This is a genomic window from Haloarcula sp. CBA1131, assembly GCF_008728975.1.
GTDB classification, from domain to species: domain Archaea; phylum Halobacteriota; class Halobacteria; order Halobacteriales; family Haloarculaceae; genus Haloarcula; species Haloarcula hispanica.
In genome coordinates this window covers 2,570,810-2,593,370 of record NZ_RPCY01000001.1, presented here as the reverse complement: position 1 = coordinate 2,593,370, position 22,561 = coordinate 2,570,810, and the positions used below count along the sequence as shown (strand labels likewise).

Below are 22,561 nucleotides of genomic sequence, written 5' to 3'. Positions count from 1 at the left end.
CGGGGTGCGTTTGACAGCGCTGGCTCTGTTACCAAGGCACAAGATTATACAGGTTCACCGACGTGGTAGCGACCGGAGCCTTTCATGAGCACGTTCGTCCATCTCATCGCGGACTACGGCCCGGCCGATCCGGCATTCTCGGAGGTCGTCCACCGTCTCACTGCCGCCGACCCGACGATGACCGTCCAGTCGACCGAAGTCAAGCCGTTCTCGACGGTCGCCACGGGGTTCTGGATTGCGCAGCTCGGCATCCACAATCCGTCGTTCGACGACTTGCTGATTTACTCGAACACCGCGCCACGAACCATGGAGTCGACACCGGAGCGGGCCGACACTGGTGGGGCGCTCTGTTATCTCGAACTGGACAACGGCGTCCCCGTTGTCGCCGTCGACGCCGGCTACAACCTCTCGTTTATCGCCGACCACGCCACGACCTTCCGCGAGGTTGAACTCCCGGCGGACACCGGCCAGTTCCGCTCGCGAGACCTGTTCCCGCGTCGCGTCGCCGAGATAGCCAACGGGGACCGCTCGTCGCTGGGCGCGGAGCGCTCACTCGACGACGTCCCGGCCCCGCCCGAGTCCGTGGTCTGTCACGTCGACGGGTACGGGAACGTCAAGACCTCGATTCGAACCTCGGAGTTCGAACCCGGTAGTGACACAGTCGCTGTCGAACTCAACGGTGAGTCCCGTGAGGTCGTTGTCAGGGATGCTGTATCGAACGTTCCGGAGGGAGTCCTCGCTATCGTCCCAGGGTCGGCTGGTGGGAGTGACCCCTATCAGGAGCTGTTCTTGCGCGGCGGGTCCGCGGCATCGGCCTTCGGGACCCCGGAGCCCGGAGACAGTCTCTCTATACGGGCGGAATAGAGCTGAGATCGACCTCCGCTACGATGGTCCTCGCGGCGCGAAGCGGGGCATCGAACTGGTCCGGTCGGCGTGCCAGCGCCTCACCACCCTTCGGGGAGTTTATTAGCGCCGTGGGCCACGACACACCTAATGAGTGGCGAGCAGGAACTCGGAATTACCGAGAGCAAGGAGCATTCACCCGGCGAGTGGTACGCCGAGGTCGTCCAGAAGGCAGGCCTCGCGGACTACGCCCCCATGGGCGGGTTCATCGTCACGCGACCACGCGGCTACGCCATCTGGGAGCGTATCCAGAACAACCTCGACGGCTGGTTCAAGGACACCGGCGTCCAGAACGCCTACTTCCCGCTGTTTATTCCCGAGAGCTATCTGGAGAAGGAGAAAGACGTCGTCGAGGGGTTCGACCCCGAGGTCGCGTGGGTGACCCACGGCGGCCACGATGAACTCGAAGAGCGCCTCGCGGTTCGGCCCACCAGCGAGTCCATCATCGCGCCGTTCATGGCCCAGTGGACCCGCTCGCACCGGGACCTCCCTTTGCGGTTGAACCAGTGGTGTTCCGTCGTCCGGTGGGAGGCCACCGAGACGAAGCCGTTCTTCCGCACTAAGGAGTTCCTCTGGCAGGAGGGCCACACTGCCCACGCCGACGAGGACGGCGCGTGGGAGGAGACGATGACCCGTCTGGACCAGTACGCTCGCCTCTACGAGGAGGTCATGGCGATGCCGCCGCTGAAGGGCCGCAAGCCCCCTCACGATAAATTCCCCGGCGCGCACACGACGACTACCATCGAGACGTTGATGCCCGACGGCAAGACCGTTCAGGCCGCCACCTCTCACTATCTGGGGACCTCCTTCGGCGAGGCGTTCGACATCACATACGCCGACGCCGACGAGGAGGAGAACACCGCCCACACGACCTCGTGGGGGCTGTCCTGGCGCGCGATGGGCGCGCTCATCATGACCCACTCCGACGACCAGGGGCTCGTGCTCCCGCCCGCGCTCGCACCCGATCAGGTCGTCGTCGTCCCCATCTGGCAGGAGGACAACAAGGACGAAGTCATCGACTACGCCGCCGACCTCGCTGCCGAACTGGACGAGGCCGGCGTCCGCGTCGAACTCGACGACCGCGAGCACCGCAATCCCGGCTTCAAGTATAACGAGCACGAACTACACGGCGTTCCTCTCCGAATCGAAATCGGTCCCCACGAGGTCGAGGACGGGGAAGCCACGCTGGTCCACCGGCCCGACGGTGAGAACGCGACCGTCGACCGCGAGGGCATCGCTGACACCGTTACCGACCACCTCGACACTGTCCACGCCAAGCTGTACGCCGACGCCGAGGAGACGCTGGAGGGCGAAATCCGCGAGGCTGAGTCCCGTGAGGAGATTCTGGGCACTATCGGCCAGCACGGCGGCTACGTGAAGTGTGGCTGGTGTGGCGACGCGGACTGTGAGGAACCGATCAAAGACGCTATCGCGGCCGAAATCGTGATGGTTCCCCTCGACCGCGACGAGGAGCCGATCCACGACGACTGCGCCATCTGCGGTGAGGACGCCGAGGAGACGGCGTACTTCGCGAAGAGCTACTGAGAAGGCGGGTGCTTACTCCGGTATCCGGTCCAGAAACGCGCCGGCTTCGGCCCGGCCCGTTTCCATGAGGTCCTCGATGAACCGAGGGTCGCGGTCGCGCTTCGAAGCTGCTGTCAGCTTTTCATCGAGTCCCAGTCGCCGTATCTCGATGTGTTTGAAATCGTCCGGGAGATACCCCTTTCGACCCATTCGTTGACCTTCCGGACGAAGAACAGCTCCTGATTCAGCGAGAGATTCCCCGATAGTTCCTGCCGGCGGTCGGTGATCTCCGCAAGCGATGTCGGTCGGTCGTCGCGGGTCTGTGGCTCGATCTGGATGACCCAGATCTCGTCCGGTTTCGGTCGGTCGCTGGTCAGGAACTCCCGGATCGGTGGGTTCTGTGAGAACAGGCCGTCCCAGTGCCAGTGACCGTTCAGTTCGACGGCTTTGTACAGCAGCGGGAACGCGGCCGAGGCCAGTACCGTCCTCGCTGTGATGGCATCGTCGGTGAACGTCTCGAACACGCCGCTGTTGACGTTGACCGTGCCGACGGTCACATGCGGTGGTACCTCGTCGGCGAGACTGTCGAACTCGTCGAACTCGATGTGGCGGTCGAGCAGCGATAGGAACCAGTCGTGGCCGACCGCTCCTGGCGTCGCGTAGGGCGAGATGTCGGCCGCAGGGACCATGAGATTCTGTAGTCGCTTGCGCCAGACGAGCGACTCGTTCAGCAGGACCGAGGGCGGTGTCGTGGCGGCGACGTCACACCAGACGTCTCCCAGCAGCTTCTCGGCGTCGTCGGGGCCATCACTGAGCAGTCCGTACCAGGCCGTGACCGCACAGAGCGCGCCACCGGAAGTACCACTCAACCCCACGAGATTGTACTCGTTGTCGACAGTTGGTAGGAGTCGTTGCAGCACACCGGCGGTAAACGCACTGTGGCTGCCGCCGCCCTGACAGGCGATGGCGACGCTGGGTCCATGACCAGACATGGTTTAATTCATATACGAGGGGCTTGCATAGATAGTTGCCGGCCCACCGATACTGCCGGCTGTGAGCCGGTGAAGTGTCTTGCCACCTCTGGGTAGCGGGCATCTTCACTAACACAGCCGGCAGTATGAAGGAAGGATGGGGTCGGGGAGCGTGTGACATTTTCCTCCGTGCCCCCGATGACCACTGCTGTCTCTATGTATATAAATCGCCGTCAGACTACAGTCATACAAACGCCAAACGGCGAACAGATACCGTCGTGGGAACCGTGGATGTATCGCCCATTCTGGGTCATCAGCGGTGGGCCGACAGCCCCGACGTGATCGACCAGTCGGGATGCGGCGTCGGGGAGACAGCGAGCGACTGGTTGGGTGGTGCATTCGTCGGCGCGAGCGCAGAATATTAAGACCTTATATATTTCTCTGCATCGCTGCAATCGGTAAATATCCGGAACCAACACGGTTATACCTCGCCCTATGTTATCGGCTGTCATGGACGACGTGTTTGTCGGACGAATTATGTCATCGCCTGTCACCACTGTTGCTGCTGACGCGAACGCGAAAGCGGTCGCCAAGCGGATGCTCGACGAGAACATCAGCTCTGTTGTTGTCGTCGACGCTGACGGAGCGTTGTTGGGGATTCTCACTTCCACGGATTTCGTCGAAATCGCCGCAGAAGGTGGCGATACGACGGCGCTAGACGTGTCTGACTTCATGACGACGGAGCCGGTTACAGTAACGGCAAACGACCCCATCGAGGCGGCCGCAAGCCTGATGCTGGACCACAGTGTCCACCACCTCCCTGTCGTCGATGAGACGGAAGGAGTCGTCGGAATGTTGACGACGACTGACATGACGGCCTACGTTTCGGGTATCGAGCAGTCATCCGCTCCTGTGCTCAGCTGAACAGCGTGTGAACCGCCAGCCTGCGGACGACCGTTTATAAACCATGATACAGCCCCAACAATCGTTATAAATATATACTCCCTAATGTGGGGTTAAACAACACTAATACCATTAGGATTACCCTCTTATAGTGGCATCCCCAGTCGTGAAACACATGGTTGAGCGACAGACAGGTCTCTCTGCAGGCGACGCCGGGCTTGCAGATCCCACGGACGAACGGTCGAACTGTGGCGTCGGGGTCGTCATGGACCTCGACGGCCAGAGCGACCACTGGGTTGTATCGGACGGACTCGAACTCCTCGACAACCTCGAACATCGAGGGACGACAGGAGCCGAGCAAGATACGGGCGACGGAGCGGGCATCATGCTCCAGATCCCCCACGAGTTTTTCGCTGCCGAAGTCGACGCCGACCTGCCGCCTGCCGGCGAATACGCCGTTGGCACGCTCTTTCTCCCGAAAGACGACGAGGTCGCCGGGAGTCTGAAGGACCTCGTCGAGACGGAACTCGCCGCAGAGGGCCTGGACGTCCTCGACTGGCGCGACGTCCCGACTGACAACAGCGACCTCGGCGCGACGGCGCTCGAATCTGAGCCGGACATCGTCCAGTTTTTCGTCACTTCCGCGACGGGCAAGACCGGCGACGCCTTCGAGAATCAACTGTATATCGGCCGCCGGTCGCTCGAAAACACCGTCAAGGAAGCGAAACCACCGGGTCACGAGCGCTTCTATGTTGTCTCGCTCGCGACCGACGTAGTGGTGTACAAAGGCCTGCTCAAGGCCGAACAGCTCGAAGACTACTACCCTGACCTCGAAGACGAGCGGCTGCAGTCCACGTTCGCGATGGTCCACGCCCGCTTCTCGACGAACACGCTGGGCGCGTGGCACCTTGCCCACCCCTACCGCCGTGTCATCCACAACGGCGAGTTCAACACGATTCAGGGGAACATCAACTGGATGCGCGCTCGGGAGACTGACATCCAGAGCGACGAGTTCGAGGGCGACTTAGAGAAAATCAAGCCGATTATCGACGACCCCGAGCAGTCGGACACCGCGAGCGTCGACAACGCGCTCGAACTCCTGCTGCAGGGCGGCCGCGACCTCCCCCACGCGCTCCGGATGCTCATCCCGGAGGCCTGGCGCGGCGAGATGAACGACGTGACCGGTGACCGGCGTGATTTCTATGACTACCACGCCTCGCTGGTCGAACCCTGGGACGGCCCGGCGCTCGTCGCGGCCACCGACGGCGACCGCATCGGTGCCGTGCTGGACCGGAACGGGCTGCGCCCGTGTCGCTACGACGTGCTGGAGGACAACACGCTCGTGATGTCCTCGGAAGCCGGCGCGCTGGAACACGACGCCAGCGAGATTCAAGAGCGCGGCCGGCTCCAGCCCGGACAGTGTTTCCTCGCCGACCCCGAAGAGGGGCGTGTCATCCCCGACGCCGAAGTGTTCGACGACATCACGGACGACAAGTACGGCGAGTGGGTCGCCGAGGAACAGGTCGCCCTCGACGAGGTCGCCGACCGCGGGGACAACGCGCCCCGGGACCCCGCGGATGCCCTCCGAAGCCACCAGGCCATGTACGGCTACACGTACGACGAGGTCGACCACCTCATCGAGCCGATGGCCGAGAAAGGGAAAGACCCCGTCGGCTCCATGGGCGACGATACGCCGCTGTCGGTCCTCTCGCAGTTCAACCGTCCGCTGTTCACCTACTTCAAGCAGCTGTTCGCCCAGGTGACGAACCCGCCGCTCGACTACATCCGCGAGGAACTCGTCACCTCGCTGGAATCCCGGCTCGGGTTCCAGCGCAACATGCTCGACGAGAGCCAAGATCACGCCCGCCAACTCGTCCTCGACTCGCCGATCCTCACCGACGAGGAGACGGCGTCGATCAAGGACCTGAACGCCAACGGCATGTCCACGAAGGTCATCGATATTACCTACAAAGAGGGCGGCGACCTTCGTCAGGCCGTCGAAGACGTGCGGGCCGAAGCCGACGCCGCTGCCAAAGAGCACGACATCCTCGTGCTCTCGGACCGTTCGGCCAGCGAGGACCGCGTGCCGATTCCGAGCCTGCTGGCCGTCGGTGGCGTCCACCACCACCTCGTCCGCAACGGCCTCCGCAACCACGTCGGGCTCGTCGTCGAGTCCGGCGACCCGCGTGCGGTGCATCACTTCGCGACGCTCATCGGCTACGGCGCTGGCGCGGTCAACCCCTACCTGGCTTACCAGACCATCGAGGATCTGGTCGCTGGACCGGACGGCGCGGACCTCGCCGACGCTATCGACGCCTACATCACCGCCGTCGAGGACGGCCTTCTGAAGACGATGGCCAAGATGGGTATCTCCACCGTGGAGTCCTACCAGGGCGCTCAGATCTTCGAGGCCGTCGGCCTCTCCTCGGACTTCATCGCCGAGTACTTCGAGGGGACGACCTGCCGGACGGAGGGTATCGGCATCGAGGAGATCGAGGACGACCTCACCCAGCGCCACGAAATCGCTTGGAGCGAGGAAGAGCCGGAGATGCCCCGCCAGGGCGAGTACGAGTTCCGCTCGAACGGCATCCACCACCAGTGGAACCCCAACACGGTCGGCAAGATCCAGCAGGCTGTCCGCATGGGTGACTACGACACGTACAAGGAGTTCGCCGAGCTGGTCAACGACCAGAACGAGGAGCTCCAGACGCTCCGTGGCCTGCTTGAGTTCGACTCCGACCGCGAGTCCATCCCCATCGAGGACGTCGAGCCGGTCGAGGACATCGTCGAGCGCTTCGAGACGGCGGCGATGTCACTCGGGTCGCTGTCGCCCGAGATGCACGAGAACAACGCCATCGCGATGAACCGGCTCGGGGCCAACGCCAACACCGGCGAGGGCGGCGAGCCGCCCGAGCGGTTCGACACCGAGAAGGAGTGTACCACGAAGCAGGTCGCCTCCGGCCGCTTCGGCGTCACCTCGGATTACCTCGCGTCGGCCGACGAGCTCCAGATCAAGATGGCGCAAGGTTCGAAGCCCGGCGAAGGCGGCCACCTGCCCGGCAAGAAGGTCAACGAGATGATCGCCCACGTCCGGTACGCGACGCCGGGCGTCGGCCTCATCTCGCCGCCGCCGCTGCACGACATCTACTCCATCGAGGACCTCAAGCAGCTCATCCACGACCTCAAGGCCTCGAACCCCGAGGCCGACATCAACGTCAAGCTGGTCTCCGAGGACGGCATCGGGACCATCGCGGCCGGCGTCGCCAAGGCCAACGCCGACGTGGTCCACATTTCGGGCCACGACGGCGGGACCGGCGCGTCACCGAAGACCTCCATCAAGAACGCCGGGCTCCCCTGGGAGCTAGGTGTTTCGGAGGCCAACCAGATGCTCCGGGCCACCGGCCTGCGCTCGCGCATCAAGGTGACCACCGACGGCGGCATGAAGACCGGCCGTGACGTGGCCGTCGCCGCCCTGCTCGGTGCCGAGGGGTACACCTTCGGGACCGCCTCGATGGTCACCTCGGGCTGTGTGATGGCTCGGCAGTGCCACGAAAACACCTGCCCGGTCGGCATCGCCACGCAGAACGAGAACCTCCGCGAGCGCTTCCCCGGCGAGCCACAGCACGTCATCAACTACATGACGTTCGTGGCTCAGGAACTGCGCGAGATCATGGCCGAACTCGGCTTCGAGACTATCGACGAGATGATCGGCCGACCGAGCGTACTCAAGCAGCGCGACGACGTGAGCCAGCCCAAGGCCCAGAAGCTCGACCTCTCGGGAGTCATCGCTGAGCCGGCCGACAACGACGGCCGCTACAAGCAGCGCGAGCAGACCCACGAGGTCGACGAACAACTCGACTGGGACCTCATCGACGCCGCCGAGGACGCCATCTACAGCGGCGACCCGGTCGCTATCGACACCGATATCACCAACGTCGACCGTGCGGTCGGGGCGACGCTCTCGAACCGCATCTCCCGCGAGCACGCAAGTGACGGCCTCGCGGACGACACTATCCGGGTCGACTTCGACGGCACGGCCGGCCAGTCCTTCGGCGCGTTCCTCGCACAGGGCGTGACGATGGAACTGACCGGGACGGCCAACGACTACGTCGGCAAGGGGCTCTCCGGTGGGAAGCTCATCGTGAACACGCCGGATCAGGCCCCCTTCGATCCGTCGGAGAACATCGTCATCGGCAACGTCGCGCTGTACGGCGCGACGCAGGGCGAGGCCTACGTCAACGGCATGGCCGGCGAGCGCTTCGCCGTCCGAAACTCCGGGGTCAAGGGCGTCGTCGAGGGCGTCGGCGACCACGGCTGTGAGTACATGACCGGCGGCGCTATCGTCGTGCTGGGCGAGACGGGCAAGAACTTCGCGGCCGGGATGTCCGGCGGCGTCGCCTACGTCTACGACCCCGACGGCGAGTTCGCCGAGAAGGCAAACACCGGCATGGTGTCGCTGGCTGATACGCTCGAAGGCAAGGACCGCCAGATGATTACCCGACTCGTCGAGAACCACGCCGCCTACACCGACTCCGACCGCGCGGCGGAACTGCTCGATGACTGGGACGCCGAAGTGGAGAACTTCACGAAGGTGATGCCCGACGCCTACGCCGAGGTCATCGCCGACCGCGAGCGCGACGACGTGCGCAACGAGCCGCCGGCCAAGGCCGCGCCGAGTGCCGAAGCCGCCGAAGCCGACTTCGCCGCCTCGACAGACGACTGACGCGCGGTTATTCGTCGGTTTTGGATATCAGTTGGCAATAGCTCGCTTTTTTCGATCACAATTGAGAGGGAGGTCCGGTAGCCCTAGTGCGACACTGTGACAATCAACCGCTGGCTCTATAGCCGTCGGGCCAAAGTGCGGGACATGGTCCCTGTAAACCAACCGTGGTATCGCATCGGAGCACAGCATGAGTGACATCCCTGACCCTGGCCCTGATTCCGGGTCGGATATCGACATCGATGTCGGCCGCGGCCTCCGTATCGGCGTCAGCATCGTTGTTGCCCTTGCCGTCGCAACGGCCCTGTTCGGTGGCTATCATCAGGTCCCGAAGGCCACGTCGGCGTCCAGAAATCGTTCGGCGCGGTAACCGGCGCTGAATTCCAACCGGGCGCACACATCATCGTGCCTGTCAAGGACTCGGTCCAGGACGTGGAAATCCGGCCACGGACCTACACCATGGCCAACACCGAGGGCGAAGGCGACAGAGCGGCCCAATCCGATGCGGTGACCGTCCAGACGATAAACGGGACGACGGTCGACATCGACATCACCGTCCGGTACAAGGTCGAAGAAGCGGACGCGTCAGGGTTCGTCACGGAATGGCGGAACGTCGAACAGGCGGAGGAACGGCTTATTCGACCGTCCGTTCGGTCGCAACTCCGTGACGAGGCCGCCGGTATCCAGACAAGCGAAATATACACCAACAGCGGCCGCGAGCGGCTTGGTGAGGCGGCACAGCAGAAACTCGAATCCGCGTTTGAGGGCGAAGCGCTCGTCCTCGAAGAGGTACAGGTCCGTGACGTCGACCTCCCGGACTCGTACGACCAGGCGCTCAATGACAAGGAAATCGCCAAGCAACGCGTCGAAGAGAAGAAGTTCGAGATTCAACAGGCCGAACGCGAGAAGAAGCGTCAGGAGATTCAGGCCGAAGCCGACGCCCGGGTTATCGAGATCCGCGGCGAGGCGCTTCGGGACAACCCGGTCGTGCTGAAACAGCAGTACGTGCAGAGCATCGACGATTCGGATAAGGTCATTCTGGCGACTGACGACGAGGGGACACCGATTATCCTGCAGACTGGCAGGAGTAGCGGCGGAAACACTTCCAGTGCCGATACGGGGTTCTCGACAAACGTGACGAACGCAACGGGCGGGAACTGACCACAGGCAAGAAGGAGCGCCTCGTTCGTTTTTGTCCCGCTGTGCCGGGTACCTGTCGAGTCATGCAGTTAATTCCTGTCGGATAATAACCGCGTTCGACGGGGTGTGCACGACTCGGACGGTTACCGTGTCGCCCGACTGCAAGTCACAGTCCCCGCCTGCGATTCGGAAGATGATAACGTCACCGGGGCGGAACTCGTCCGTAACCAGTGCCCCGGTATCATCGGCACCGCGCTCCGTGAGCGAGCCAGTGCTCTCGTCGAAGAGATCGTCGCCCTCGATGTTGTCACTCTGTGGCCGGTCACCGGATTTCGCCGGCAGATTGACTAACCGCCCGTGCTTTTCAGTTCCGTCACCGCTACAGTCGGCACTGACTGCCACTTCGATATCCGAGACACGGACGACATCTCCAGCAACGTGCGTGATACGGACGATGCCCCCGTCGAACCCATCCTGTGCGGCGAACTCACCGTCTGATTGGCCGATTACGGGCGCTGTATCATCCAACGTCTCCGCGAGGTCAACCGTCGCCATAGACAGCACTGCCGCGAGAACGACAGTTACCGCCACGAGAAGGATAACTGAAATGACCGAAGAGACAGCACGCAACTGACCCGTCACTGGGTCTGCTACTATCCGGTTACATAAAAACACCCGCAACGGGACTGGCGTGAGACGTCGTCTTGAACCGTACATTGCCGGTTCTATCATCGCATTCTGCGGAGAAACCGGTCGTCTTGCCGCCCCGGCAAACAATCGGTATCGACTGTCGGACCTGCGGCAGACTCCGGCGGTGAGCCACACTGTTTTGCTGGTCCCGTCCGAGCACAGCGTATGGACAGCGTCCTCGTCATCGGCGGCGGCAGGTTCATCGGCCGACACACGGTCACCGAGTTCCGCGACGCGGGCTACGACGTGACGATGCTCACCCGCGGCCAGCGCTCGAATCCGTTCACGAACTCCGATGTCACTCACATCAAGGGCGACCGGAACGAGCGGGACACACTCGAAACCGCCCGCAAGCAGATCGATCCCGACGTAGTCGTCGACTGCGTAGCGTATTTCCCGGAAGATGTCCGGGCGGCGACCGACGTGTTTGCTGACGCCGAGGCGTACGTGTACGTCTCGAGCGGCGCGGCCTACGGCGTCGAACGGACGCCCAAACGGGAGGGAGAGACACCGCTTGCAGGCTGTACCGCCGAGCAGGCCACAACCGACAGCGCGGAGACCTACGGTCCCCGGAAAGCCGAGGGCGACCGCGAGGTGTTCGCCGCCGCGGAGGACGGCGTGCGGGCGATGAGCGTCCGGCCGACCGTCGTGTACGGCCCCTACGACTACACCGAGCGGTTCGCCTACTGGGTGGACCGCGTGGCCGAGTACGACCGGATCGTCGTTCCCAGCGACGGCCTCAGCCTGTGGCAGATGGCCTACGTCGAGGACGTGGCGAGCGCGCTTCGCCTCGTCGCGGAGCGAGGGACGGCCGGCGAGGCGTACAACGTCGGCGACGAGCACGCGCCGACGCTCCGGGAGTGGGTTGACCTGCTCGCCAGAGTACACGAGACGGACGTCGAGACCATCGGCGTCGGCGAGCGTGAGCTCGCGGCGGCGGGACTGGACCCCGACGACTTCCCCATCTACCGCGACTCGCCGCATCTGCTGTCGACGGCGAAGCTCCGCGACCTGGGCTGGTCGTCGACGCCCCACGAGACGGCGCTGGCCGTGACCGTCGCCGAGCATCGGGAGAACGACCGAACCGGCCGGGAGTTCGGCCCGGACCGAGACACGGAAGCGACGCTTATCGACCGCCTGACCGGGTGATCACTACGCCCGGCGGAGCGTCGTGTGCTTGACCTCGTAGTCCTCCAAGAACGCGCCGTATCCGCCGACAGCGATGTGGTCTTGTCCGGTATCGACGACCAGCGAGTTCTCGACCCCGAAGTCGCTGTTGTGCGGTTCGATGAGGTTCTGTCGGACATCGACCACCTCGCCGATTGTTTCAAAACACCTGCTTCGAGTGCGTCTCCAACTCCCCCGACCGCACCTAAACTGTTTTCACGCGTGCCCTGAGACAGGCAACCATGTTCGAGAAACGCACCTGGATCCGTCTCCCCCGGAACGTCGTGGTCGGGCACGGTGTCCTCGGCCGGACAATCGAGGCCGTGAGCGAGCTCCACCTGACCGGGCGGCCGCTCATCGTCTCCAGTCCGACGCCGCACAAGGTCGCGGGCGAGAAAGTGGTCGCACAGTTCGAGGACGAGGGGTACGACCCATCCGAAATCGTCATCGAGGAGGCCAGTTTCGACGCTGTCCAGCAGGTCATCGACCACGCGTCGGAGATCGATGCGGGCTTCCTGCTGGGCGTCGGCGGCGGGAAAGCCATCGACATCACGAAGATGGCGGCCGACGACCTCGGGCTGGGATTCGTTTCGGTGCCGACGGCCGCGAGCCACGACGGTATCGTCTCTGGTCGGGGGTCCGTCCCCGAGGGCGATACACGCCACAGCGTCGCCGCTGAACCACCCCTCGCCGTCATCGCCGATACTGAGGTGCTGGCCGAGGCCCCATGGCGGCTGACGACCGCCGGCTGTGCCGATATCATCTCGAACTACACCGCGGTCCGGGACTGGCAGCTCGCTCACCGGCTCAAGAACGTCCACTACTCCGAGTACGCCGGCGCGCTCTCCCAGATGACTGCCGAGATGCTCGTCGAGAGTGCCGATTCGATAAAACAGGGTCTGGAGGAGTCCTCGTGGATCGTCGTGAAAGCGCTCGTCTCCTCCGGCGTCGCGATGTCCATCGCCGATTCCTCGCGTCCGGCAAGCGGCGCGGAACACCTGTTTTCCCACCAGCTGGACCGGCTCGTCCCCGACGGCGCGCTCCACGGCCATCAGGTCGGTGTCGGCTCGATCATGACCGAGTACCTCCACAGCGGCCAGAAAGGCAAGTGGAAAGACGCCAGGGACGCGCTGGCGGCCATCGGCGCGCCGACGACGGCGGACGAGCTCGGCATCGACGACGAGACCGTGATCGAAGCGCTGACCACGGCCCACCAGATACGGGACCGCTACACGGTACTCGGGGACGGGATGAGCGAAGAAGCGGCGATAGAAGCAGCAACAGTCACTGGTGTTATCTAAACCAGTTCTGCGACCGCGACATCGCTCGAGTCGTCCCATCGAATCGACGCTTCGGCCTCATCGACCGTCTCGGCGTCACTGCCGCCGGGCGCGGCGCTGTTGATTTCGGCGTCGAACACGATACTGAGTCGATACACCGTCTCGGCGTCCTGATCTGCCTCGTTTCGCACGCCACAGATGGTCGCCCGAACGGCATCCCGAATGGTACACGAAACGCCGGCTGTCTCGGTGACGACTCGTTCGACCGCCGTCGCCGGCCGCTCGGCCCCCTGTGTCTGGCCCTGGGGAATTTCCCAGGACCCGTCGGCGTCGCTGAGTAGCACGTCACCCGACTCGTTGTGGACGAACGCGTGTACGTCCACCTGTCCCTCCCGTGAGCGCTCGACAGCACGCTGGTACGCCTCCGCACCGACCGAAAAGGTGGTCTGGTCCACCGGCGTCGAGCCGAACTCCTGTTCGAGCCGGGCGAGGCGTTCCTGCACCCGCGCTCGCGAGCGCTCGGCTATCTCCATACGAAACGGTGCTTCGGCAGCGTAATAAATCCGCCTGAACGCCCTCACAGTTTGAAACTACCCTGTGCGCCGGCTGTGATCCCCCGTAATACCGTCCGTCACAGCATTCGGCCGGACCTCTCAGACGTGCTCGTTGAGGAACTCGACGACAGCGGTGTAGGCCTCGATGCGGTTCTCCCGCTTGCTGATGCCATGTCCTTCGTCGTCGAAGACGAGCTTCTCCACGGGAACTCCCCGTTCGGCCGCCTGCTCGGCGATCTGCTCGGCCTCGCCGACTGGAACACGCGGATCGTTGGCCCCGTGGAGGACGAACAGCGGCGCGTCGATGCGGTCGACGTTGTTGATGGGCGAGATGGATTCGAGGAACTCGCGGTCTTCGTCAAGGGAGCCGTACTCGGCCTCGCGGAGTTCGCGTCGCCAGTCACCGGTGTTCTCCAGAAACGTCACGAAGTTGGCGATGCCGACCACGTCGACGCCGGCCGCCCAGAGGTCGGGGTACTCCGTCAGCGCCGCCAGCACCATGAAGCCGCCGTAGGAGCCGCCCATCGCCACGGTTCGGTCGGGGTCGACGGCCGGGTGGTCGTGGAGCCAGTCGACGCCGGCCCGCAGGTCCTTCACGGAGTCCAGCCGCTTTTCGACGTCGTCGAGGTGTGTGTAAGCCTTCCCGTAGCCGGTCGACCCGCGGACGTTGGGCTCAAAGACCGCGTAGCCTCGCGAGAGGAAGTACTGGGTCAGGCCCGAGAACGACGGGCGGCGCTGGCTCTCCGGGCCGCCGTGGATGTCGACGATGACGGGCGTGTCGCCGTCAGCACCGGCCCCGTTCGCACCGTCCGGCAGCGAGAACAGCGCCGGAATCTCTCGCCCGTCGAAGGAGTCGAACCGGACGACCTCTGGCTCGATGAACGTCTCGCGCGGGATGCCGGCCGTCGAAGCGGCCGTCCACTGTTCGCTCTCACCGGTTTCGGCCTCGACGACGAACACGTTGGTATTGACCCGCCGCCCGGTGACGCTAACGGCGAAACGCTCGGCGTTGGGTCCCCAGGCGACGCCGCCAGCCAGCCCGCCCGGCAGGTCCGGCGTCGGGAACGTCTCGATGGTCGTCGGCCCCGTCAGTTCGCCGACGGTGAGTTCGTTGTAGCCGTCGACGTTGCGCGAGTACACGAGACGGCCGCTGTCCTTGTCCAGCGCGACACCGTCGATGTTCCACTGGTCGTCCGAGCGCACGATGTCGAGGTCGCCGTCGACCGAGAGGCGGGCCAGTTCGAGCGTGTCGCTCTCGGCGTCGGTGACGAGATACACCGCATCGCCGTCCGGCCCCCACGACGCGCTCGTGTAGCGGACCTTCCCCTCGTGCGGCGTGAGATGGCTGAGGTCCCCGCTGTCGATGTCCAGCACGTAGATGTCCTGGTCGAAACTGGAGTGGGCTTCGCTGACCAGCAGGCGCTCGCCGTCGGGCGAGAACCCGCCCACGGAGAGCCAGCCGTCGCCCTCCCAGACCAGGTCCGCGTCGTCGCCGGTCGCGGCGCGGTCCTGCACGTAGATATCGAACACGGCCTTGTCGCGGCGGTTCGACGCGAAGGCGAAGCGTTCGCCGTCGGGCGACCAGCCGCCCCAGCGGTGCTTCGCGTCGGGCATTCCGGTGAGTTCGTGGACGCGCCCGTCCGCGTCGAGCCGGTACAGCTGCGCCCGCTCGTTGCCGCCCTCGTCCATGCCGAAGACGAGTTCCTGGCGCTCGGGCGAGTAGTCGACGAAGCTCACGGTGTCGTCATAAAAAGTCAGTTGCTCGGGCCAGCCCTGTGGCTCGGTAAGCGACCAGGCCTGGGCGACGCCGGTCGTGTTCATCAGGAAGGCGAGCGTCCCGTCCGGCGCGAACGAACTGCCGTAGGCGCTGCGGACGTTCAGATAGCGAGAGAGGTCGTACGCGGTCACAACCGGTGGGACGGCAGGGACCGGCAAAACCCTTTGTGGCGGCCGTGGTCTGATTCAGCGGAACGCGGCGGCTGTTACCCAGAAAGCCGCTTGAGCGGCTCCTCTCCCTGCCACCGGGCGTACGCGTACGAGGCGACGAGGAGGATGCCACCCAGCACGAGGAACGAGAGGGTCCGGGCGAGCGTATCGAGCCCCTGCGTATCGTAGAGGAACACCTTGGTTGTCACCAGGCCGAGGACGACGACGCCCTGGAGCCGGCGACTGCGGGCGTCAAACGCGAGGCCAGCCCCGACGAACGCGAGCCCCAGGACGGCCCATGCGACCGACAGCCCGGCCCCCGAAAGCTCCAGTCCCAGGAACACCACCGCGAGCCCGGTCGCTGTCCAGGCGTACGGAGCAGCCATAGAGAGTTCGCGGTCAATGCCGGGAACCGTCGTCGATGCCCCGCCGAACCACCGACCGAGCGCGTAGAAGACCGCGATTCCCAGCAGGTAGGCGGCTGGTCGCCCCATCGCGGTCGCCAGCGGGTCCGCGAGCGAGAACGCCGGTAATTCGGTCGCGTCCACGGCGAGCAGTTTGGCGACGGTCCCGACGGCGACGAGGTGCCCGCCGATACGAACTGCCCTCGCGTCGCGGCGAAATCCGAGCGCCAGCGCCCCACAGAGCAGGCCGAGAAGTCCGGCGGTCGCAAAGAACGGGTCGGCCGCGAGGACGACGCTGACCGCGAGTAGCACGACGGCAAGCATCCCAGCGGCGCTGTCTTGCTGTCCGAGGCGTGACCCCGTGACGGCGTAGACGCCGACAAGGGCGAGTCCGACTGCGCCGACAGCCACTCCGTCCGGCGCTGTCGGGATGAGTCGACGAACGACGCCTTCCAGCAGGATCGCGGCGAACACGGCATTGAGCCCGGTCGTCGCTTCCACCAGTCGGCGGTGCCATCGGTCCGTTCGGTCGCTTGCACGGAGCACGTACACACCAGCGGCGTAGACGGCGAACGTCGCGGTGAGTATGGCGGTGGCAACCGCTTCGGGTGGCTCTAGCCTGTTCATCCAGGCGATGTGGAGCACGTAGGCCGGGAGGACGCTGCCGAGGACGAGCCGGCTCCACGGCCGGACGGCGGCGATGGTCACCAGCCCGGCCGTGAGAAGCACGACGTAGGCCGGCGAGACGACGAAGGACGCGGCGTCGAGTCCGACGTAGGCCGTGACGTATCCCAGCAGGAACGCCTCGCCGGCGACGGCCGGCGCGTGGTCCCGCACCGAGACAACCGCTGTGGCGGCCACGAGAGCTGTCAGGACCAGCAGAACCACCCACAGCGGCGCTCCGATGGCGGCTCGATACGACTCGAAACCGTAGGCCGCGTAGACGCTGAAATACGCGATGGCGAGGCCGGTCCCCGCGACGAGCCGACCCCATCGGTCGTAGCCCTGCCGCTCGGCGGCGTACCGACCGCCCGCGAGCAGTATGAGCCCGCCCGCTGTGCCGGTGAGCACACGCCCGAGCGGGCCGAGGTAGCCCGCTTCGATAGCCAGACGAATGAAGAAGACGACGCCGACCACCAGCGCGAGCCCGCCGACCCCGCCGAGCCACTTCATCCCGATGTCGCGCTCCCAGTTCCGCTCGTCGACAGGCGCGTCGCTGTCGGCTGTCTCGCCGGTCTCTGGCGCTGTCCCCGAACCGTGTGTGGCCTCCGATTCGGGAGCCGCCGTGTCCGCTTCAGTGGTTGCAGTTTCGTCCCCGACAGACGGAGGCGGGTCGGTGTCCAGTTTCGATTCCAGGGCGGTGATGCGTGTCTGGAGGGCATCGACCTCGGCGCGGAGGTCACGTACTTCCGCTTCGAGGTCGTCATCATCGCTCATACACTGACACGTTGCAGAGTCGCTGTAATAAACATCCAGTCGAACGACAGTTCCGACGGCCAATCCGCCATCTGTCGCCGTCAACCGCGAACGGGTGGATTTTTGAGCGGCCACGTCGTCGCACCTGTATGCGTGTCGCGGTCGTCGCCATGGAGACGAGTCAGTACCGGGACACAGTGGGCCGGACCCGGCTGGAGCGGGTGGCTACCGAACTCGCCGCTGCCGGTCACGACGTGACCGTGTTCTGTTCGCAGTGGTGGCCGGGATTCGACAATCAGCGCGAGCGCGACGGCGTCACGTACCGCGCCGTCACCGTCTCGCCGACCGTCCCCTCCTTCTGTGTCCGCCTTCCGGCCATGCTCGCCCGGTTCCGCCCGGATGTCGTCCACGTTCACCCGACGCCGTCGTCGGTCGCACTCGCGGCCAAGACCGGTGCAACGCTGTCTCGCGCGCCGCTTCTCACGGAGTGGTATGGGGACGAAGACGTGCCCGAAAGCCGCCGGGCCAACCTCGCGCTCCGCGCGTCGGACTGTCTCGTCACCCCCTCCGAACTCGTCCGCACGCGGGTCCGCGAGCGGGGAGCGACGGCGGACCAGACCGCGATTCTCCCACAGAGCATCGACATGGATCTTGTCCGGGAAGTCGACCCCGACGAGGAGATCGACGTGGTGTACGCCCACCGGCTGGACGGCAGCGCGAACGTCGAGTCGCTGCTGCTCGGACTGGCGGAACTCAGACAGAAGGGTTGGTCGGCGACGATCATCGGCGACGGCCCGGAGCGGGAGTACTACGAACAGGAGGCGGCCGACCTCCGCATCGACGACCGCGTGACCTTCGCCGGCGCGTGCGACATCGAGGAGCGCGTCTCGATCTACAAGGGCGCGCACGTATTCGTCCAGACGGCGTTCCGAGAGTGTTTCGCAACGGACCTCCTCTGGGCGATGGCCTGTGGCTGTATCGGTATCGTGGAGTACCAGGCCGAGTCGTCGGCCCACGAACTCATCGAGCAGCGCGACCGCGCCTTCCGGGTGACGAACCCGCAGGAAATCGCCGACAAAATCGCCGAATCGGCCGACTTCGAGCGCCGGACCGTCGACGAGTCCTGTGCCGAGTTCGACCACGCACAGGTCCGTGCAGAGTACGAGGACCTGTACGAGTCACGTATCGAGGAGACCGGTCTTTTCTAATCGGAACGCCGTTCAGACGCGCTGACGACGGGGACAAATCGCCACCAGTCAGTACGGGATGACGCGGAACCCTTCGGGGAGCACCAGCCCGAACACGAGGAACAGCGCGGCCGCGATACCTGCCGCGATGAGAGCGTAGGGCGCTTGACTCCGGACGTGGACCATGTGGTCGCTCCCGCTCGTCGACGACGCCAGAACGGTCGTGTCGCTGATGGGCGAGGTGTGGTCGCCGAAGATGCCGCCGCTGAACACCGCGCCGAGGACGAGCGGGAGGTTCGCGCCCGTCGAGAACGCGAGCGGGATGGCGATGGGGAACATGATGCCGTAGGTCGACCACGACGAGCCATCGGAGAAGCTAACAAAGGAAGTCACGAGGAAGACGCCCACCGGAATGATGAACGCCGGCACGCCGCCGAAGACGTTCGTCACGAACGACGAAATACCCAGTATCGTCACCGCGTTCTGGATGGAACTGGCGAACATCAGGATGACGGCCGCAAGGAGGATGCCCTTGAAGCCGACCATCATCGCGTCGGTGGCATCGTCGTTGGACGGGATGTCGCCCTTCCAGCGATACAGCAGGAAGGCGAGGATGAGTGCCGAGAAGGACGCGAGACCCAACTGGACGCCGCCGATGTTGAACGCCCACGGGCCGCTCGGCGGCGTGATGAGCTGCCAACTGCCGAGCTGGAGCAGCGTGGCCCCCATCCCTTCCTTCCCCTTGACGTAGATGACGGGGCTGGCCCGCCAGAACATCGCGCCGAGGCCGACGACGATCATGGTGAGAATCGGCCAGGCGAAGTTCCGCCAGTCCGGCGTCGCGGTCTCTGACACCTCGTACTCGTCCATCTCCGCGGAAATCATCGGGTCGGCGTCGTCGCCGACGACTTTCCCCTCGTTTCTCGCTCGGGATTCCTCCGTCCCCATCCCGTAGATGTTTGGCACGACCTGCCACGCGACGAGTCCCGCGAGACCGAGCGCGATCCAGGAGTAGAAGCCGGTAAACAGCGTGTTGAAAAACAGCGGCCAGACGGCACCGGTCGCCGCGGTGACCTGCTCGCCGCCGGTGTTCACGAAGTTGGTCATGCCCGAGGGCAGCGTCCCCTGCTGCTGTGCCTCGACGAGGCCGCCTCCGATGAAGCCGACCATCGCCGCTCCCCACGTCGAGTAGAACGCGAGCCGGGACGCCGGGGACCCCGCTGAGTCGACGTAGTAGGCCAGTTTGGCCCGCGAGACGTCGAACTTGTCGGTCAGCGGCCGCATCATCGAGCCGACCACGAGGCAGTTGAAGTAGTCATCGATGTGGATGGCGATCCCGGCCAGGAACGCGGCCTTCTCGGCGTCTGCGGCGGATTCAGCCCGCTCCACCAGCGCCTCCAGCACGCCCTGTATCGCCCCAGCTCGGATCATCAGTCCGATCAGCCCGCCGATGGCGAAGATGGCGAGCAGAACGTTCTTGACGTACCATTCCCCGAACAGCGGGGCCGTGGCGATGATTTCCGGCACGAGCTTCAGCCCGAAGAGCGCTCCGAGTACGATGCCACCGACGCCGACCGTCCAGGGACTCCCGTCTTCTGCCTGTGGCTGAACGGTCGCCACCTCACCGCCGGCGGTGATCAGATCGGACGGGACCCCGACAGCCTGGGGGTGTAATGCGCCGACCAGCACGCCTGTGATGACGATGCCCACGAACAGCCCGATAAGAGCGTCCCGGGTGTACCAGGCGAGACCGATGGCGACGAGCGCGGGCACGATCGACCACGGTCCAGCCGCGATTCCCTCAACCATGCCGGCAGGTCTAGGTGGCGCTATATTAAGGTATGTATTCACACCCGCGTCAGGGACGGTCCAGACGAAACCCGTTTGAGCGTCGGTCCCCTCCATTTGGTAGTGACAGTCGAGGAGCCAGCAGACCGAGACGAGGACTCGGACCCCGCAGAACTCGAACTCGACGCCGTCTACGACGCTATCGATGCCGTCGGCCGCCCACATCTGACGGCGACGGAGTTCTCCCGGAAAACGGACCTGACGCCAGACGAGGCCCGGGAAGCACTGGATCGCCTCGCCGACGACGGCGACATCGAGCGCCAGGACGTGTCCGAGGTCGAGTCCGTGTGGTACCCGGCGGACATCGCCGAGGTGACAGACCGCGAGCGCGTCGTTCTGTTCCCCGACCGCCGCGAAGTGGTCGTCGAACACCCCGACCAGTTCACGCGGGCGCAACTCTCACAGTTCGCGCGCCTGCAGGACACCAACCGTTCGGGTGGGTACGTGTACGAACTCCGCGAGGAGGACATCTGGGCCGCGCCACACGAGTCTCTAGACGCCCTCCTGACGACGATGCGGGACGTGCTGGGCGAGCGCTCGCCCCACCTCGAAGAGTGGGTGACGAGCCAGTGGGAGCGCGCCCGGAAGTTCCGCCTGAAGACCCACGAGGACGGCTACGTCGTACTCGAAGCCGAGAGTGACGACCTGATGGGCAACGTCGCCCGGCCGAAACTCGACGACGACCACCTCCGGGCCCCCATCTCGGATTCGGAGTCGTGGGTCAACGAGGACGCGACCGCCGAGATCAAGCGCACGCTGTACGAGGCGGGCTATCCGGTCCGGGACGACCGCGACTTAGAGACCGGCGACGCCATCGAGATGGACCTCCGCCTGCGCCTGCGGGATTACCAGCAGGACTGGGTCGAGCGGTTCACCGAGCAGGGGTCGGGCGTGTTCGTCGGCCCGCCGGGGTCGGGCAAGACCGTCGCCGCGATGGGGGCGATGGCCGCTATCAGCGGTGAGACGTTGATTCTCGTCCCCTCGCGCGAACTCGCGACCCAGTGGCACGACGAACTGGTCCGGCACACGACCCTGACCGACGACGACATCGGCGAGTACCACGGCGGCGAGAAGAACATCCGGCCGGTCACCATCGCAACCTACCGCACCGCGGGGATGGACCGCCACCGGAAGCTGTTCGACCAGCGCAAGTGGGGCCTCATCGTCTTCGACGAGGTCCATCACGTCCCCTCGCCGATTCACCGCCGGAGCGCGGACCTCCAGACCAAACACCGCCTGGGTTTGACCGCCACGCCGACCAGAGAGAGCGACGACGAGGAGGAGATATTCACGCTCATCGGCCCGCCTATCGGCACCGACTGGGGGAAACTGTTCGACGAGGGCTACGTGGCCGAACCCGAGGTCGAAATCCGCCTCGTCCCGTGGGGCAACGAGACGGAGCAGTCCGAGTACAGTTCCACGTCGGGCCACGACCGCCGACAGGCCGCCGCCAGCAACACCGGGAAAATCGACGAGATACGCTACGCACTGGCCGAGAACCCGGCCGCGAAGGCGCTCGTGTTCATCGAGTACCTTGACCAGGGCGAGGCCATCAGCGAGGCCATCGACGCACCCTTTATCAGCGGCGAGACGCCACACGCACGTCGGGAGAAACTGTTCGACGAGTTCCGCCGGGGCGAACTGAACACGCTGGTCGTCTCCCGTGTCGGCGACGAGGGTATCGACCTGCCCGACGCCGAACTCGCTCTCGTCGCGTCTGGACTGGGTGGGTCCCGTCGGCAGGGCGCACAGCGGGCCGGACGGACGATGCGCCCCGCCGGCGACGCCCGGATGGTTATTCTCGCGACACGCGGGACGACGGAGGAGGACTTCGTCCGCCGGCAGATGCGCCACCTCGCTTCGAAGGGCATCCGCGTGACCGAGACGGAGGCCGAGGCCGTCGAGCCGCCCGAAGTCGAGGAGTAAGC

General features: G+C 65.0%; 15 protein-coding genes and 2 pseudogenes. 10 read left to right on the top strand and 7 right to left on the bottom strand.

Translation table 11 applies throughout. The features are described from left to right. Positions 1–84: 84 nt before the first annotated feature. Both Har1131_RS13135 and proS read left to right on the top strand, forming a co-directional pair. Positions 85–864 carry an S-adenosyl-l-methionine hydroxide adenosyltransferase family protein gene (locus tag Har1131_RS13135; protein WP_151146782.1) on the top strand — a complete coding sequence of 260 codons (780 nt, stop codon included), beginning with the start codon at positions 85–87 and terminating at the stop codon, positions 862–864. Between the two features lie 129 nt (positions 865–993). Then, positions 994–2,448, top strand: a complete 1,455-nt coding sequence (proS, locus tag Har1131_RS13130; protein ID WP_151146779.1) for a proline--tRNA ligase — start codon at positions 994–996, stop codon at positions 2,446–2,448. A gap of 12 nt (positions 2,449–2,460) precedes the next feature. Here the strand turns inward: proS and Har1131_RS13125 are convergent. Next, positions 2,461–3,419: pseudogene (locus Har1131_RS13125) on the bottom strand (patatin-like phospholipase family protein). A gap of 489 nt (positions 3,420–3,908) precedes the next feature. Between Har1131_RS13125 and Har1131_RS13120 the strand changes: the two are divergent. The 4 genes and pseudogenes from Har1131_RS13120 to Har1131_RS13110 all read left to right on the top strand — a co-directional run. Next, positions 3,909–4,322, top strand: a complete 414-nt coding sequence (locus tag Har1131_RS13120; RefSeq protein WP_050006892.1) for a CBS domain-containing protein — start codon at positions 3,909–3,911, stop codon at positions 4,320–4,322. A 154-nt stretch (positions 4,323–4,476) separates the two neighbouring features. Next, positions 4,477–9,024, top strand: coding sequence for a glutamate synthase large subunit (gltB, locus tag Har1131_RS13115; protein WP_151146776.1), 4,548 nt, complete (start codon positions 4,477–4,479; stop codon positions 9,022–9,024). Between the two features lie 187 nt (positions 9,025–9,211). Further along, entirely contained in the window at positions 9,212–9,391 is a 180-nt protein-coding gene (locus tag Har1131_RS22165; protein WP_225308118.1) for a hypothetical protein, read from the top strand. 17 nt (positions 9,392–9,408) lie between these two features. After that, positions 9,409–10,182, top strand: a pseudogene (locus Har1131_RS13110) (prohibitin family protein); the annotation flags it as partial. Between the two features lie 60 nt (positions 10,183–10,242). Here the strand turns inward: Har1131_RS13110 and Har1131_RS13105 are convergent. Continuing rightward, positions 10,243–10,803: a type IV pilin gene (locus tag Har1131_RS13105; protein WP_023843170.1), complete on the bottom strand. Its 561-nt coding sequence runs from the start codon at positions 10,801–10,803 to the stop codon at positions 10,243–10,245. Between the two features lie 213 nt (positions 10,804–11,016). On the opposite strand from Har1131_RS13105, the gene Har1131_RS13100 reads away from it, so the two are divergent. Further along, complete coding sequence (locus Har1131_RS13100; protein ID WP_151146773.1) at positions 11,017–12,000, top strand: NAD-dependent epimerase/dehydratase family protein; 984 nt, start codon at positions 11,017–11,019, stop codon at positions 11,998–12,000. A 3-nt stretch (positions 12,001–12,003) separates the two neighbouring features. On the opposite strand, the gene Har1131_RS13095 is transcribed toward Har1131_RS13100, so the two are convergent. Then, a complete protein-coding gene (locus Har1131_RS13095; protein WP_225308134.1) occupies positions 12,004–12,174 on the bottom strand; it encodes a TrmB family transcriptional regulator sugar-binding domain-containing protein in 171 nt (56 codons plus the stop codon). A gap of 86 nt (positions 12,175–12,260) precedes the next feature. Here Har1131_RS13095 and Har1131_RS13090 point away from each other — a divergent pair, with 86 nt between their 5' ends. Then, positions 12,261–13,319, top strand: a complete 1,059-nt coding sequence (locus Har1131_RS13090) for an NAD(P)-dependent glycerol-1-phosphate dehydrogenase (protein WP_151146770.1) — start codon at positions 12,261–12,263, stop codon at positions 13,317–13,319. Here the strand turns inward: Har1131_RS13090 and Har1131_RS13085 are convergent. From Har1131_RS13085 to Har1131_RS13075, 3 genes are all read right to left on the bottom strand, one after another. Further along, positions 13,316–13,831, bottom strand: a complete 516-nt coding sequence (locus Har1131_RS13085) for an NUDIX hydrolase (RefSeq protein ID WP_151146767.1) — start codon at positions 13,829–13,831, stop codon at positions 13,316–13,318. The genes Har1131_RS13090 and Har1131_RS13085 overlap by 4 nt on opposite strands. A 120-nt stretch (positions 13,832–13,951) precedes the next feature. Further along, positions 13,952–15,760, bottom strand: coding sequence for a S9 family peptidase (locus Har1131_RS13080; RefSeq protein ID WP_151146764.1), 1,809 nt, complete (start codon positions 15,758–15,760; stop codon positions 13,952–13,954). Positions 15,761–15,834: 74 nt separating this feature from the next. After that, positions 15,835–17,619, bottom strand: a complete 1,785-nt coding sequence (locus tag Har1131_RS13075; RefSeq protein WP_151146762.1) for a DUF2339 domain-containing protein — start codon at positions 17,617–17,619, stop codon at positions 15,835–15,837. A gap of 128 nt (positions 17,620–17,747) precedes the next feature. Between Har1131_RS13075 and Har1131_RS13070 the strand changes: the two genes are divergently transcribed. After that, on the top strand, positions 17,748–18,806 hold the full coding sequence (locus Har1131_RS13070) for a glycosyltransferase (RefSeq protein WP_014039847.1): 1,059 nt from the start codon (positions 17,748–17,750) through the stop codon (positions 18,804–18,806). Between the two features lie 48 nt (positions 18,807–18,854). Here Har1131_RS13070 and Har1131_RS13065 read toward each other — a convergent pair whose 3' ends face one another. Continuing rightward, the gene (locus Har1131_RS13065) at positions 18,855–20,594 is read right to left on the bottom strand and encodes a Na+/H+ antiporter NhaC family protein (protein WP_151146759.1); all 1,740 of its coding nucleotides are present in this window, start codon (positions 20,592–20,594) and stop codon (positions 18,855–18,857) included. A gap of 102 nt (positions 20,595–20,696) precedes the next feature. Here Har1131_RS13065 and Har1131_RS13060 point away from each other — a divergent pair, with 102 nt between their 5' ends. Next, on the top strand, positions 20,697–22,559 hold the full coding sequence (locus Har1131_RS13060) for a DEAD/DEAH box helicase (RefSeq protein ID WP_058990808.1): 1,863 nt from the start codon (positions 20,697–20,699) through the stop codon (positions 22,557–22,559). Positions 22,560–22,561: the final 2 nt, after the last annotated feature.